11 protein-coding genes and 1 pseudogene are annotated in these 13477 nt (G+C 65.0%); 8 read left to right on the top strand and 4 right to left on the bottom strand.

Features of this window, described 5'->3' with window-relative positions; genetic code table 11:
- Positions 1 to 35 precede the first annotated feature (35 nt).
- Complete coding sequence (locus MRBLWS13_RS09420) at positions 36 to 563, bottom strand: flavin reductase family protein (protein ID WP_349429030.1); 528 nt, start codon at positions 561 to 563, stop codon at positions 36 to 38.
- Positions 564 to 650: 87 nt separating this feature from the next.
- Positions 651 to 2465: pseudogene (locus tag MRBLWS13_RS09415) on the bottom strand (phosphoenolpyruvate carboxykinase (GTP)); the annotation flags it as partial.
- 224 nt (positions 2466 to 2689) lie between these two features.
- Here MRBLWS13_RS09415 and MRBLWS13_RS09410 point away from each other — a divergent pair.
- The 6 genes from MRBLWS13_RS09410 to MRBLWS13_RS09385 all read left to right on the top strand — a co-directional run bounded on the left by MRBLWS13_RS09410 (position 2690) and on the right by MRBLWS13_RS09385 (position 9031).
- Positions 2690 to 4150 carry an amidase gene (locus tag MRBLWS13_RS09410; RefSeq protein ID WP_349428779.1) on the top strand — a complete coding sequence of 487 codons (1461 nt, stop codon included), beginning with the start codon at positions 2690 to 2692 and terminating at the stop codon, positions 4148 to 4150.
- 161 nt (positions 4151 to 4311) lie between these two features.
- Complete coding sequence (locus MRBLWS13_RS09405; RefSeq protein ID WP_349428778.1) at positions 4312 to 5514, top strand: acyl-CoA dehydrogenase family protein; 1203 nt, start codon at positions 4312 to 4314, stop codon at positions 5512 to 5514.
- Between the two features lie 42 nt (positions 5515 to 5556).
- A complete protein-coding gene (locus tag MRBLWS13_RS09400; RefSeq protein ID WP_349428777.1) occupies positions 5557 to 6120 on the top strand; it encodes a flavin reductase family protein in 564 nt (187 codons plus the stop codon).
- Between the two features lie 149 nt (positions 6121 to 6269).
- Positions 6270 to 6620 carry a RidA family protein gene (locus MRBLWS13_RS09395; protein ID WP_349428776.1) on the top strand — a complete coding sequence of 117 codons (351 nt, stop codon included), beginning with the start codon at positions 6270 to 6272 and terminating at the stop codon, positions 6618 to 6620.
- A gap of 23 nt (positions 6621 to 6643) precedes the next feature.
- Positions 6644 to 7519, top strand: a complete 876-nt coding sequence (locus tag MRBLWS13_RS09390) for an NAD(P)-dependent oxidoreductase (protein WP_349428774.1) — start codon at positions 6644 to 6646, stop codon at positions 7517 to 7519.
- 129 nt (positions 7520 to 7648) lie between these two features.
- Complete coding sequence (locus MRBLWS13_RS09385) at positions 7649 to 9031, top strand: Xaa-Pro peptidase family protein (RefSeq protein ID WP_349428773.1); 1383 nt, start codon at positions 7649 to 7651, stop codon at positions 9029 to 9031.
- Between the two features lie 112 nt (positions 9032 to 9143).
- On the opposite strand, the gene MRBLWS13_RS09380 is transcribed toward MRBLWS13_RS09385, so the two are convergent.
- Together MRBLWS13_RS09380 and MRBLWS13_RS09375 are read right to left on the bottom strand one after the other, a co-directional pair.
- Entirely contained in the window at positions 9144 to 10190 is a 1047-nt protein-coding gene (locus tag MRBLWS13_RS09380; RefSeq protein WP_349428772.1) for a PHB depolymerase family esterase, read from the bottom strand.
- Positions 10191 to 10445: 255 nt separating this feature from the next.
- Positions 10446 to 11087, bottom strand: a complete 642-nt coding sequence (locus MRBLWS13_RS09375; RefSeq protein WP_349428771.1) for an MBL fold metallo-hydrolase — start codon at positions 11085 to 11087, stop codon at positions 10446 to 10448.
- Between the two features lie 180 nt (positions 11088 to 11267).
- Here MRBLWS13_RS09375 and MRBLWS13_RS09370 point away from each other — a divergent pair, with 180 nt between their 5' ends.
- Both MRBLWS13_RS09370 and MRBLWS13_RS09365 read left to right on the top strand, forming a co-directional pair.
- Positions 11268 to 12071 (top strand): sulfite exporter TauE/SafE family protein, encoded by an 804-nt coding sequence (locus MRBLWS13_RS09370; protein ID WP_349428770.1) that lies wholly within the window; start codon positions 11268 to 11270, stop codon positions 12069 to 12071.
- Positions 12072 to 12260: 189 nt separating this feature from the next.
- Entirely contained in the window at positions 12261 to 13256 is a 996-nt protein-coding gene (locus MRBLWS13_RS09365; protein WP_349428769.1) for an NAD(P)-dependent oxidoreductase, read from the top strand.
- Positions 13257 to 13477: the final 221 nt, after the last annotated feature.

Genomic DNA, 13477 nt, shown 5'->3' with positions numbered 1-13477 from the left:
CACGGTCCTTCTTCGTGGGGGGGGGTGCGTCCCGATCAGCAGGTCAGCGTCGAGCCCGGACCGAGTTCGTGCCAGGTGCGGTTGTGGTACACGAGAGGCCGCCCGCTGTCTGACTCGGCTGCGTCACGGTCGACGATCTCGATCGCCTCGACGATGCAGAGGGTTGAGGAGCCCGCACGCACGTGATCGACGACGCGGGCGCGAATGACCACAGGCGCATCGACGAAGAACGGTTCGCCCTCGGGGAAGATAGCCCACCGGTTCGCGTCGCTGAATCGATCCGCACCGCGCTCGGCACCGAGTTTGGCCAGCCACGCGCAGTTCGCGTCGAGCATGTGCACCACGACGGTCTTCGCGGCAAGCACCACGGGGGTACTGGATGACATGTCCGAGACGGAGAAGACGAGGAGGGGAGGCTCCGCGCTCAACGATGAGAGGGAGCTGACGGTGAGTGCCGCGCGGTCTCCGTCGACGCTGGCGGAAACGACGGCGACTCCCGCCGGATGGTTGCGGAAGGCACGCTTGAACTGATCGGCCGATACTGTCTCGACTGTCTGCTGCATGATTGCTGCCCTTTCATTGTTGTCGTCGAAAACTTCTTTGTTGCCGTCGGAAGCGCGCTGCGCGGTCGGAGCGGTGGAACTCGTGTTGCGTTGCAGGCGGTACCGCAGGGCGGCGAGTTCGGCCCAGAGGGGGGCGGGGACGCGTCCCTCGAAGGTGCGGTAGAACTCCTCGGTGAGGTCGGCCTCTTGCAGCCAGAGCTGCGGGTCGACGGCGAACAGCTCGTCGAGGTCGGTCTGGGTCACGTCGGTGCCCCCGAGGTTGAGGTCCTCGGTGTGCGGGAGGCGGCCGATGGGGCTGTCGATCGCGCCGACCTCGCCCTCGATGCGGCGGATGATCCAGTCGATCACGCGCGAGTTGTCGCCGAAGCCGGGCCACAGGAAGCGTCCGTCCGTGCCCTTGCGGAACCAGTTGACCTGGAACACGCGGGGCGCGCGATCGAACCGCAGCTTGTGCCCGACTTTCAGCCAGTGGGCGAAGTAGTCGGCCATGTTGTAGCCGCAGAACGGCAGCATGGCGAACGGGTCGCGGCGCAGTTCGCCGACGGTGCCCTCGGCGGCCGCGGTGCGTTCGGACGAGACGTTCGAGCCCATGAAGACGCCGTGGGTCCAGTCGGTCGCCTCGACGACGAGCGGCACGTTGGTGGCGCGGCGCCCGCCGAAGAGGATGGCGTCGAGCGGCACGCCCTGTGGGGCATCCCAGTCGTCGGCGATCTGCGGGCACTGCGCGGCGGCGACGGTGAAGCGCGAGTTCGGGTGGGCGGCGGGGCGACCGGATGCCGGTGTCCAGGGGTTGCCCTGCCAGTCGGTGAGCTCTGCCGGCGGCTCGTCGGTCAGGCCTTCCCACCAGACGTCGCCGTCGGGGCGCAGCGCGACGTTCGTGAAGATCGTGTTGCCCCAGAGCGTCTCGACCGCGGTCACGTTGGTCGAGGCGCCGGTGCCCGGCGCGACGCCGAAGAACCCCGCCTCGGGGTTGATCGCCCACAGGCGGCCGTCCTCACCCGGACGCAGCCACGCGATGTCGTCGCCGAGGGTCTCGACGCGCCAGCCGGGGATCGTCGGGCGGAGCATCGCGAGGTTCGTCTTGCCACACGCCGAGGGGAAGGCCGCGGCGAGATGGTAGGCGCGTCCCGCGGGGTCGATCACGCGGATGAGCAGCATGTGCTCGGCGAGCCAGCCCTCGTCGCGGCCGATCACCGAGGCGATGCGCAGGGCGAAGCACTTCTTCGCGAGGATCGCGTTGCCGCCGTAGCCCGACCCGTACGACCAGACCTCGAGGGTGTCGGGGAAATGCACGATGTACTTCTCGTCGTTGCAGGGCCACGCCACGTCGGCCTGGCCCGGCTGCAGCGGCGCGCCGACCGTGTGCACGGTCTTGACCCAGGCGGCGCCGCCGGCGATCTCGCGCAGCACGGCGGTGCCCACGCGCGTCATGATGCCGATCGAGGTGACGGCGTAGGCACTGTCGGTGACCTGCACACCGATGTGCGAGAGCGGCCCGCCGACGGGGCCCATCGAGAACGGCACGACGTACATCGTGCGGCCGACCATCGAACCCTCGAACAGCGGCGTGATCGTCGCGCGGATCTCGTCCGGCGCTACCCAATTGTTCGTCGGGCCGGCATCCTCCTCACGCTCGGACGCGATGAACGTGCGCCCCTCGGTGCGAGCGACATCACTGGGATGCGACCGTGCCAGGTAGGAGCCCGGGCGCCACTCGGGGTTGAGCTTGATGAGCTTGCCCTCGTCGACCATCTCACGCAGCAGCGCGTCGTTCTCCGCCCGCGAACCATCGACCCAGTGCACACGAGCGGGCCGGGTCAGCGCAGCGACCTCATCAACCCACGCGCGCAGTGCGACCAGCCCAGGGAGCGTCGCCTGGTGTACTGACAACGTCGTTCCCATCGTCGCTCCTCCTTTGGTGCGATTGCCATACCGGCCGTCGTTCTCATCCGCCTGGACGCAGGTTGCTGTTCCAGCCATCAAGAAGCTGCGTAACGTTCATACTCATTGAACATCGAGCACGCGTCAAGACCCCTACTGAACACTTTTGGGGGTTGTATGCCCTAGCAATCGATTGCTAATGTACCGACACCGGACAATGCGGTGAGAGCGAAGCGGAGGCAACGATGTCGGATCTCTCGGATATGTCGGCGAGCGAGATCTCACTCGCGATCGCTTCCCGCGCGCTCAGCGTCACCGAAGTCGTCGAATCGACTCTCGCTCGCGTCGAGATATCTGAGCCGCACCTCAACGCCTTCGCACACATCGATCCTGACGGTGCGCTGAGGTCGGCGCGGAGCGTGCAGCGGCGGCTCGATGCCGGCGAGGACGTCGGGCTTCTTGCGGGTGTCCCGACCGTGATGAAGGACCTCTATAACACCTATCCCGGATGGCCCGCAACGTTCGGCGGTGCCCTGCTCAAAGGCACCTTCGTCGCCTCGGACCGGTCGTTGTATCCGCAACGGATGGAGGCCGCCGGAGCGATCATGGTGGGGGCGACAAACAGCCCGGCCCTCGGTTTCCGGGGCACCTGTGACAACGCGGTCTTCGGGGCGACCAGGAATCCGTTCAGCCTTGATCGCAACAGTGGGGGCTCGTCGGGTGGCAGTGCGGCTCTGGTCGCTGCGGGCGTCTTGCCGATCGCAGATGGAACGGATGGAGGCGGATCGATCCGGATTCCTTCCGCCTGGAGTGGCACGTTCGGATTCCAGCCGACATTCGGTCGAGTGCCCATGGTCATCCGGCCCAACGCCTTCGCCGCGACGGCGCCATTCGTGTACGAGGGGCCGATCACGCGGACTGTCGCCGACGCCGCGCTCGCGCTCGATGCTCTCAGTGGAAGAGACCGGCGGGATCCCTTCTCGCTGCGCGAACGGGTCGCGTGGTCCGCGGCGCTCGAGGGGAAGATCGCTGGAAAGCGGATCGGCTTCACGAGCGACTTCGGGATTTTCTCGGTCGATCGTCGAATCGTCGCGGCTGTCGAGTCATCCTTGCGCGCGTTCGAAGAGCAGGGGGCGATCATCGTGCCGCTCGACGTGGAACTGTCGCATCCGCTGCGAGAACTGAGCGACTTGTGGAGCCGGATGATCAGCGCAGGGAACCTCGCTACGGTGACCGCCTTCGGCGAATTCGGGCTCGACATGCGCCCGCAGCTTCCGGAACCGGTGACGCGGTGGATGGAGGTCGCGGCGGCGGCCGGCCCGGCATCGCTCCACGCGGACCAGACGATGCGGACTGCGGTGCTGGACGACATCGAGGGCATTTTCGACTCCGTGGACCTCATCGCCTCGCCGACCGTCGGTGCGCTTCCCGTGCTCAATCGCGCAGATGGTGAGACGGTGGGGCCTTCGGAAATCGAAGGCCGCGCCGTGGATCCGCTCATCGGCTGGTGCCTCACGTTCCTTACCAACTTCACCGGCCATCCTGCGGCATCCCTGCCGGGCGGGCTCATCGAGGGACTGCCCTTCGGTATTCAGCTGATCGCACCGCGGTTCGAAGACGATCTGCTGATGTCCGCGTGCGCCCGCTTCGAAGAGGCCGCCCCTTGGCGGGGAATGTATCGGCACATCGAGCCGACACTGAGATGAGGTTCCCCCGAAGGGCGTCGCGTCTTCAGATGCGCAGGCGCCACGCACGCTCGGTTCCCCGCGGAAGCGGCAAGACGTTCAGTATAGATTGACATAGAGAGCGCGCTCTGTCATGTTTTGGTTAACAACATCGATCGCGCTGCGATGGAAAGTGGGTTGACATGGTTGATGCTGGTATCCGGCCGGAGATCTCGGCGATCATTGACCGTATCGATGCGATTCGTCCGCGTTTGATCGCGAGTGGTCAGGGCGGTGATCAGGCGCGACGCATCGACGAGGAGGTGTTCGCGGCGGTTGTCGCTACTGGTGCGTTCACTGTGTCTGTACCTGAGAGGTTTGGTGGTCTTGCTGCCAACACGCGGGAGGCGAACGCTGTTGCACGCGCGATCGGCCGGGGCGATGGAAGCCTGGGTTGGGTGGATGGGATCCTGGACTCGGGAGCCTGGGTTGTGAGTTTGATGGACGACCGGGCTCAGGCTGATGTCTGGGGTGGCGAGGGTGGTGTAGATGCGCTCATCTCGATCGTGCTGGCGACGACTTCCGAGGCGGTGTTGGTCGACGGCGGCTACCGTGTGACGGGTAGGTGGGCGTACGGCACCGGCAGCATGCATGCAACGTGGTCCTTGCTGGGTATCCCGCTCAAGAATGAGGCCGGGGACATCGTGGATGCGGGCTTGGCGCTGATTCCCACTGCCGAGCTGAGCTATGAGGACAACTGGTTTGTCGCCGGGATGAAGTCCACGGCGAGCGTCACACAGGTCGCGCAGGACGTCTTCGTGCCCGCGCACCGGGTCTTTCCCCTGACGGCGGCTGTCGAGGGAGGCTACCTCGGTAGCAACTCCGAGGCCACGTACCAGACCGTTTTCGTCCCCTCGCTGTTTATGAAGCTGGTCGGTCCCCACCTGGGCATGGGGCGGGCGGCACTCGATTTCGTCATCTCGAAGGCGGAGGGCAAGGCGATCGCCTACACCGGCTACGAGAAGCAGGCCGACTCGGCGATCTTTCAGACCGTCATCGCGAAGGCCAGCGTGAATCTGAGCGCTGCGGAGTCGGTCGCGCAGCAAGTCGCCGACGAGATCTACGCCGCAACCGTGGACGGCACTTACGCGCCCTATGCGACGCGCATCGAGATGCGTGCCAAGGCAGCGTGGGTGGTGGAGACGGTCACCAATGTGATCAATGAACTCGTGACGGCTCACGGCTCGAGCGGGTTCGCAGAGGTCTCGCCGTTGCAGCGGATCTGGCGTGATCAGGCCACCGCTGCCCGGCACGGGCACACCCTCGCGGCCAGCGGATACGAGGCGTACGGGAAGATCCTCCTGGGACGCGAGGACGACGCACGATTCGTGCTGCCCATCGTATGAACAACCCCCTGTCGACGATGACAACAGGCACGGAGGAATTCGATGCAGTCAGAACCGCGCATCTCGGCTGAGCAGTTCCGATTCGCGTTCCGATCGCACCCGGCGGGTGTCGCCGTTGTCACGGCGGACGCGGGGGAGGGGCCGGTCGCGATGACGGTCAGCTCGGTGGCATCGATCTCGATCGACCCGCCCACCCTGATGTTCTCGGCCTCGGCGATCTCGTCGAGTACTCCCACCATCCGCAAGGCTGAAACCGTCGTTGTGCACCTCTTGGCGTCTGATCATGTCGCGCTCGCGAAGCTCGGCTCACGCAGCGGTGCTGCGAGGTTCGGAGACGAGATCGAGTGGGGACGTCTGCCGACGGGGGAACCCTACTATCCCGGCGCGACATGGCTTCGCGGCCGCGTCATGCAACGCATCGATGTCCACGGCTCGACCGTTCTCATCGTCGAGGCGATCGAAGCCAAACCCCACCCCGACGGCGACGCCGGCGAGCCCACACCGTTGGTGTACCACAACCGGCGCTGGCACGTCCTCAACGGCACGTCGGAGCTTCCCACGACCACAACCTCGCACTTCCACAGGGTGTACGGACGTGACGACTAGGGCATGACGCCCGACGCGACGGTGAGTGCACCAGCAGGCTCGTAGCCATCGGCCCGGCGATGTCAGCCGCCCCCCGAAGCCGCTCCACTCGTCACGAGAACCAGGAGAATCTATTGTCTTCGCAACGTATTACCAGAGTCCCGGCGCCGGTGATTCCCGGGATCTCTGACAGCGCGCGGGTAGCGGCGAGAAACCTCGTGTTCGTCTCGGGGCAGGTCGGCTTCGAGGAGGATGGCTCCGTTCCCAACGATTTCGTGCGTGCCATCGAACTCACCTACGCAGAGCTGGCGCGCGCACTCCGCTCGGCAGGGGCGACGTACCAGAACCTCGTGCGCGTCAACGTCTACATCGTCGGGCTCGACCAGGAGAAGCTCGCAACATGGCGCGAAACGCGCAACGCGATCGTCGCCACGCCGGAACCATCCGCGAGCACGGTTATCGGCGTTGAGTCGCTCTTCAACGGCGCGACGATCGAGATCGACGCGATTGCTGCGGTGTAATACCGCGAAAGGCGGGAATTGTTATGAATCAGATCGGTTTCTTGGGGCTGGGTCGCATGGGAGCGGCCATTTCGATCCGGATGGCAGAGGCGGGGTCTTCGGTCACCGTGTGGAACCGGAGCCGCACTGCTGCGGAGAGTGAGCTGCTCGCGGCAGGAATGACTCGAGCCGAGTCTGCGGCGGAAGCCCTTGCGGCGCCGATCTCCTTTTCGATGCTGGCCGATGACTCAGCTGCTGACGCCGTCTTGAGCCGTGAGAACATCGGGGTCGCGGGTCGACGCAGGGTGCACGTGAACATGGCCTCCGTGAGCGCGCAAATGGCGGATCTCCTCACGCGCCGATTCTCTGACGCGGATGTGAAGTACGTCGCTGCTCCCGTCCTGGGACGGCCCGAGGTGGCAGCGAAGGGTGGACTCAACATCCTCGTCGCGGGGCCGCGCGAGGCCGTCGAAGAAGTCGACCCGCTGCTCGCGGCCGCCAGTGTTCGGCGTTGGGTTCTCGGGGAGTCACCGCGACAGGCCAACGCCGTGAAGGTCGCAATGAACTTCATGCTGCTTCACGCACTCGAGTCGATGGGTGAAGGCATCGCGCTTGTGGAGGCGGAGGGGGTCGACGGATCGGACTTCGTGGATCTATTCACCTCCACTTTCTTCGGCGGCCCGATCCATCAGGTGTATGGCCGCATCATCGCCGACAGGCGGTACGACCCGCCTGGCTTCACCGTTGCCCTCGGGCTGAAGGACTTGACGCTCGCGGAGCAGCTCGCCGCGGAGCGGCGGGTGAGCTTGCCGACCGCGCCGGTACTGCGCACGCAGTTCGAGACCGCGCTAGCTGATCCTGCCCTCGCCGGTCTTGACTGGTCGGTGATCGCCGAACTCGGTCGGACGAGATCATCGTGAACGCGACGTGTTTCGGAATCGTCGGGTCCGACGTCTGGGGCGCGAGTCTTGACAGTAGCCTCGGTGCACAATGTGTAGTTACACTTAACGTGCGAGGGGGCGTCACGTGCTCCCATACAAGGGAGTGACATGAAGAGCACCGGAACCACGGGGACGAACGGCGTCGACTGGGAAGCGCGGGTCGACTTCGATCGACTCCGAGACGAGCGACTTGGTCGCCTCAAGGAGCAGCTGCAGGCTTCGGAGCTCGGAGCCGTCTTGGCCTTCGACTTCTCGAACATCCGCTACATGACGTCTACCCACATCGGTACCTGGGCGATGGACAAGCTGATCCGCTTCAGCTTGTTAACTCGCAACACCGATCCCATCTCCTGGGACTTCGGGTCCGCTGCTAAACACCACGCGCTGTACAACCCTTGGCTGGACGTTACTTCATCAGAGATGGACGCCGATCCGCACGCTCCCCACGAGGGTACGAAGCGGCCTCGGCTTGAGTCGGGCGCTCGTGCGGGAATCTCCACGCTGCGCGGCGCGTTCCCGGTCGATGCCGGAATCGCGGACGAAGTCGCACGCAAGATCAAGCGGGAGCTGGAGAAGTTCGGTGTTGCAAACCAGCCCTTGGGCGTCGACGTCATCGAACTTCCCGTCCTGTTCGCTCTGCAGAGGGCGGGGATCCAGGTCGTGGACGGTCAGCAGGTGTTCTTGGAGGCACGCCGGATAAAGACGCACGACGAGATCCGCCTTCTGACGCAGGCCGCGTCCATGGTGGATTCGGCATATGAGGAGCTCTATCGGTTCTTGCGCCCGGGCGTCCGGGAGAACGAGGCTGTCGGGCTTGTGGCCAAGACGCTCTACGATCTCGGATCCGAGTATGTCGAGGGCGTCAACGCGATCTCTGGCGAGCGCTGCTCGCCTCATCCCCACGTTTTCAGCGATCGGCTCATCCGCCCCGGCGACCCGGCCTTCTTCGACATCTTGCACAGCTGGAACGGCTACCGAACCTGCTATTACCGGACGTTCGCCGTCGGGTCGGCGTCACGTGCTCAGAAGGACGCCTACACGCGCGCACGCGAGTACATGGACCGGGCGATCGCGCTGGTGCGTCCTGGCGCGACCACGGCTGATATCTGCGCTGTCTGGCCGACCGCGCAGGAGTTCGGCTTCGAAAATGAAGAAGCTGCCTTCGCCCTCCAGTACGGCCACGGCGTCGGTTTGTCGATCTGGGAGAAGCCGATCTTCTCGCGACTGACCTCCTTCGACCACCCCGAGGAGTTGAAGGAAGGGATGGTCTTCGCACTCGAGACCTACTGGCCCGCTGCGGACGGTTGGGGAGCGGCGCGCATCGAGGAGGAAGTGGTCGTCACAGCGGACGGCTGTGAGGTCATCACCAAGTTCCCCGCCGAGGAGCTCCTGATCGCTGGCCCGCGGTATATCGCCGTCGGTGGGCCACTCAACAACGAGCGCGATTCCCAATCGCACCTCAACACGCCCTGGGGTCAGGCGAAGGCCTGACTGTACGCAGACTGCTCATCGCCTCGGATAAAGCCCCGCGCGCGAGAGCGACGCGGAAGAGGTGTCTTGGCCCGTGTTGGCTTCGGGGACGGGCCAAGACACCTCATTCAGCTCAGCTCGCGGGGAGTCGATGCCGAGAGAAGAACTCCCACATCAACTCGCTCGCGTTGATCGACTGGTCGGTCTCGCCGAACTGGTCCGCGGGGAGCAGGAAGCCGCTTCCGGGCCAGGTGTGTCCGCCACCTTCCACGGTGTAGAACGCCACCTCGCTACCGTCCGAGCAATCTGAGTACGCGCTGAGATCGACGGTCGCGGTGACGGCCGTGCGCGTCGGGGTCGAATCGCATTCGTTGATGAGGGCCCACTGTGCTACGGCATCCTCAACGCCGTAGCCGAAGTTCGTCGAGGTGCCGGTACCTCCCTCGAACTTGTTGACGGGGTCGGCATCACCGTGGAACGCGATCACCGGCACGGGTCGGGAGGGGTGGCAGTCTGTCGCGTCAGGCTCGGGGCCTGCCCGCAGCCCACCGACCGCGCCGATGGCCGCAATCAGGTCGGCGTCCTCGCAGGCGAGCCGGGAGGCCATTCGGCCACCCGCGGAGAACCCGGTGGCGTACACACGGGCCTCGTCGGCGCAGATCGCCAGCGGCAACGCGGCGATCAAGTCGCGAATCATGAGATCGTCGTCGGGCGTGCCCTCCGGAGCGAGGCTCGTCCCGCCGTACAACGGGAAGCCCGGGAAGTTCCAGATGAATCCGCGGGTGAACTCGACGGCGCCAGTGGGCGCCGCGATGGCGAAGCCATGTGAGTCCGCGATCGGCATCATGGCGCTGTATGCGAGTTGCTCGCTGCCGTCACTGGTACTGCCATGGCCATTGATCACGACGGGGACGGGTGTGTGACCGTCATAGGACGTCGGCACGTAGAGCAGGAATGGCCGCGATCCGCCGCCGGATGTCAAGGCCACCTCGTGGACACCGGGCTCCAGCGGGATGGAGCATTCCTCCTCGATCGCCGTGGGCGGCTGCGCAGTCGGAGAGCCCGCGCACGACGCGAGGCTCGCGGCGAGAGCCAATGCGGCTGCGCTCGCTCCTATCTTGGCTGATCGGTGGGCGCGAAGAATTGTTCCGCGTCGAGGACGTGATGCCGGGTTGATCATTGCTTTTCCTCATCTCGTGCGCGAACACGAGGTCTGCACGCGATTCGGCCGCTGTCAGAAGCAATCATCCGCGCGCTGCGCGGTGGGAGAACAGCAGTGAACTAGGCAGGCACTGACGCGGTAATCAGCGCGCGTTCCTCGTGAGGGGTGATCGCGAGTGCAATCGTTTGCGACAGGTTAGAGGGGTGGCCGACAGCGCGTCAATAGCCGACTTGCGGCTGTCAACCGAGAGGCATGTTCGTCGACGCCGAGACTTCAGACTTCGACGGACTCTCCATATGGCAGGTCCGAGATCGGTACTCCTCCCACACCGTCCACGCCGAGGAAGTACAGCGCATACTCTCGGCCCACCTCGCTGAGTTCGAGCTCGTGGATCTGGATGGCGCGAGTGGGGGCGACTCCACGTATGAAATCGACAGCCTGCCGGATTGATGTCCATGGACCGCTCGTCGGCATCAGCAGCGTTTCGACGGGTACACCGGGAAGCGCGTACGAGTCGCCCGGATGGAACACGCGGCCATCCACGAGGAACGAGATGTTCGAAACGGTCGGCATGTCTGGGTGGATGACGGCGTGCGTCCCCCCGAACGCCTGAACGGCGAAGGGACCGACGCTGAAGGAATCGCCCGGCGCTACCGTCACGAAACGATGGTCATGCCCCTCCACGAGTGCCGCCAGACCAGGCGGGCCGTAGATCGTGAGCTGCGGGTTCACCGCGAGCGCCTCCCGCACCGCGTCCGGGTCGAAATGATCGAAATGTTCGTGCGTCACGAGGACGCCGAGGGCGCTCGCGAGCAACTCGGCAGATTCCGGACTGACGGTGCCGGGGTCCGTGATGACGGTAGCGTCGTTTTTCTCGAAGCGCACCGTAGCGTGAGTGAACTTGGTAAGCAGCATTGAACCAGGATAGTCCAGGATCGGCGTTTGGAGTTGGAATCGTATACTAAGCGCGATATCGTTCAGTGAAGTCAGGGTGAACGCACACGCCCGTCAGAACCTTCGGGTTGTCGCGATCGCCGGCAGATCGTCGCGCCAGGACCGGCCCTGGGGCGTCTCATGAATCGAGGATGTGCCCCTATGAACGAGCAGAGTACGACCGGCGGTGCCCCGTCCGTCAGTCGAGTCGTGCCTATCTGCATCGGCATCGGCCTGCTGGCCGGCACGCTTTCCGGGATGTTCGGAGTGGGTGGCGGCACGGTGATCGTCCCGATGCTGGTGTTCTTCCTCGGCTTCGATCAGCGTCGCGCGGCTGGCACTTCGCTGGCTGCCATCGTGCTGACGGCTCCCGTAGGCGTAGTGGCCTACGCGCTGAATGGATCGGTGAACTGGATCGCAGGGTTGGTGCTGGCCGCCGGCGCCGTCGTGGGTGCTCAGATCGGAACTTGGCTGCTACCGAGGATCTCCCAGATCGCGCTGAGGTGGGCGTTCGTCGCCTTCCTCGTCGGCGTGATCGTCAGCTTGTTCCTGGTCATCCCGTCCCGCGATGCGTTGTTCGAACTCTCGTGGTTGAGCGGGGCAGGACTGGTCGCATTGGGGGTTGTGACCGGCACCGTCGCTGGGCTGATCGGGGTGGGTGGCGGCATCATCGTGGTCCCTGCGCTGATGTTGGGATTCGGAATGAGCGACCTGACGGCGAGAGGCACGTCGCTTCTCATGATGATCCCGACCGCCGTGTCGGGCACCGTGGGCAACATTCGGCGTACGAATGTCGACCTCCTCGCGGCTGGGGTGGTCGGGGTCGCGTCGTGCGCCACCACTGCTCTCGGTGTCTGGATCGCCACTCTGCTCGAGCCGCAGGTCGCCAACGCGCTCTTCGCGGCTTTTCTCGCGTTCATCGCGATCCAGATGGCCATCCGGGCCGTGCGCGCCGGAAGGGCCTGAGGCGCAGGGTTGCGAACGCGTTCGCAGGCGATCGGTGACTTCGACAGATGGAGTCGGGTACTCATGTGTCGAGATGCACGTCGAATCCGGTGTCCGCACCAGACCCAGACCCGTGTCGAGCAAGAGCCGGGGCGCGGTGATCGCGGCGCGCCCGTGCCGTGGCGGCTTCCGCAATAGTGGCCGCAGGTTGTGAGCGAAGCGCAGGTCCCTTACGATCAATGCAATCGATTGTTTAGCCAGAGGAGTGAAGAGATGGCCGCGAAGCCGACCGTTGGGTGGATCGGTGTGGGACGCATGGGATATCAGTTGGCCAAGCGCCTCCTGGACGCCGGGTACGACGTCGCGGTATACAACCGGACCCGCGAGAAGGCTGAGTCTCTGGTGGAGTTCGGCGCATCGGTCGTAGACAAGCCGGTCGAGCTGGCCGGTCGCGACATCGTGTTCAGCATGGTCTCTGCCTCCCACGACCTCGAGCAGGTGATCCTCGGTCAGGACGGCCTTCTCACCGACGAGGGTCGCGCTCCGAAGATCCTCGGGGACGCCTCTACGGTGTCGTCACAGGCGAGCGCCGGGGTGCGAGAGATTGCGGAATCCCGGGGCGTCGGGTTTCTCGCCACCCCGGTTTCGGGAAACCCCAAGGTGATCTCCATCGGCAAGCTCACGGTCGCGGCATCCGGACCACGCGACGTCTTCGACGCGGCCCTGCCACTGCTGGAGACGTGGGGGCGAGGCGTGACCTACGTCGGCGAAGGTGAGGTCGCCCGTACGGTCAAGATCGCACACAACGTGTTTCTCGGCGTTGTGACCCAGTCCCTCGCAGAGATCACCGTGCTCGCTGAGAAGGCTGGCGTGTCGCGAGAGGCATTCCTGACTTTTCTCAACGACTCCGTGATGGGATCGGTGTTCACGCAGTATAAGACGCCCGCATTCGTCAATCTGGACTTCACCCCCACCTTCACAAATGTCCTTCTGCAGAAGGACTTCGACCTCGGACTCGCCGCCGCCCAGGACCTCGGCGTCGTCATGCCAGTGGCGGCGGTCACGCGCAACATCGTTGCGCAGGAGGTCGGCAACGGAAACATCGACCAGGACTTCGCCTCGCTGCTTCTCACTGCGGCGCGGGGTTCAGGCCTGGACATTGCCTCCGAGGATGCGCCCGTCAGCGACGGACTCGAAGCCGACTGATGGGCGCACATCACTCGCACGGGGATGCCCGCCGTTTCGAGCGACCGGTGACGCGCCCGCCCGGCGTGCGTCCATTGGGAGCGCCGGGGCAGAACGGCGTCGACTACGAACACCGGGTCGACTTCGATCGGCTCCGCGAGTACCGTCTCTCCCGCGCGAAGGCGGCACTGGAGAGCAGTGACTGCGGCGCGTTCCTGCTGTTCGACTTCTACAACATCCGG

Origin of the sequence: Microbacterium sp. LWS13-1.2, assembly GCF_040144835.1 — a bacterium.
Classification (GTDB): Bacteria; Actinomycetota; Actinomycetes; order Actinomycetales; family Microbacteriaceae; genus Microbacterium.
The sequence above is the reverse complement of the archived record's forward strand: the minus strand, read 5'-3'. Positions and strand labels throughout refer to the sequence as shown.

Excerpts from the sequence above, each read along its gene's own strand:
- MRBLWS13_RS09420 (WP_349429030.1), bottom strand. The coding sequence starts at position 563 with ATGCAGCAGACAGTCGAGACAGTATCGGCCGATCAGTTCAAGCGTGCC.
- MRBLWS13_RS09385 (WP_349428773.1), top strand. The coding sequence starts at position 7,649 with ATGAAGAGCACCGGAACCACGGGGACGAACGGCGTCGACTGGGAAGCG.
- MRBLWS13_RS09390 (WP_349428774.1), top strand. The coding sequence starts at position 6,644 with ATGAATCAGATCGGTTTCTTGGGGCTGGGTCGCATGGGAGCGGCCATT.
- MRBLWS13_RS09380 (WP_349428772.1), bottom strand. The coding sequence starts at position 10,190 with ATGATCAACCCGGCATCACGTCCTCGACGCGGAACAATTCTTCGCGCC.
- MRBLWS13_RS09410 (WP_349428779.1), top strand. The coding sequence starts at position 2,690 with ATGTCGGATCTCTCGGATATGTCGGCGAGCGAGATCTCACTCGCGATC.
- MRBLWS13_RS09375 (WP_349428771.1), bottom strand. The coding sequence starts at position 11,087 with ATGCTGCTTACCAAGTTCACTCACGCTACGGTGCGCTTCGAGAAAAAC.
- MRBLWS13_RS09400 (WP_349428777.1), top strand. The coding sequence starts at position 5,557 with ATGCAGTCAGAACCGCGCATCTCGGCTGAGCAGTTCCGATTCGCGTTC.
- MRBLWS13_RS09405 (WP_349428778.1), top strand. The coding sequence starts at position 4,312 with ATGGTTGATGCTGGTATCCGGCCGGAGATCTCGGCGATCATTGACCGT.
- MRBLWS13_RS09370 (WP_349428770.1), top strand. The coding sequence starts at position 11,268 with ATGAACGAGCAGAGTACGACCGGCGGTGCCCCGTCCGTCAGTCGAGTC.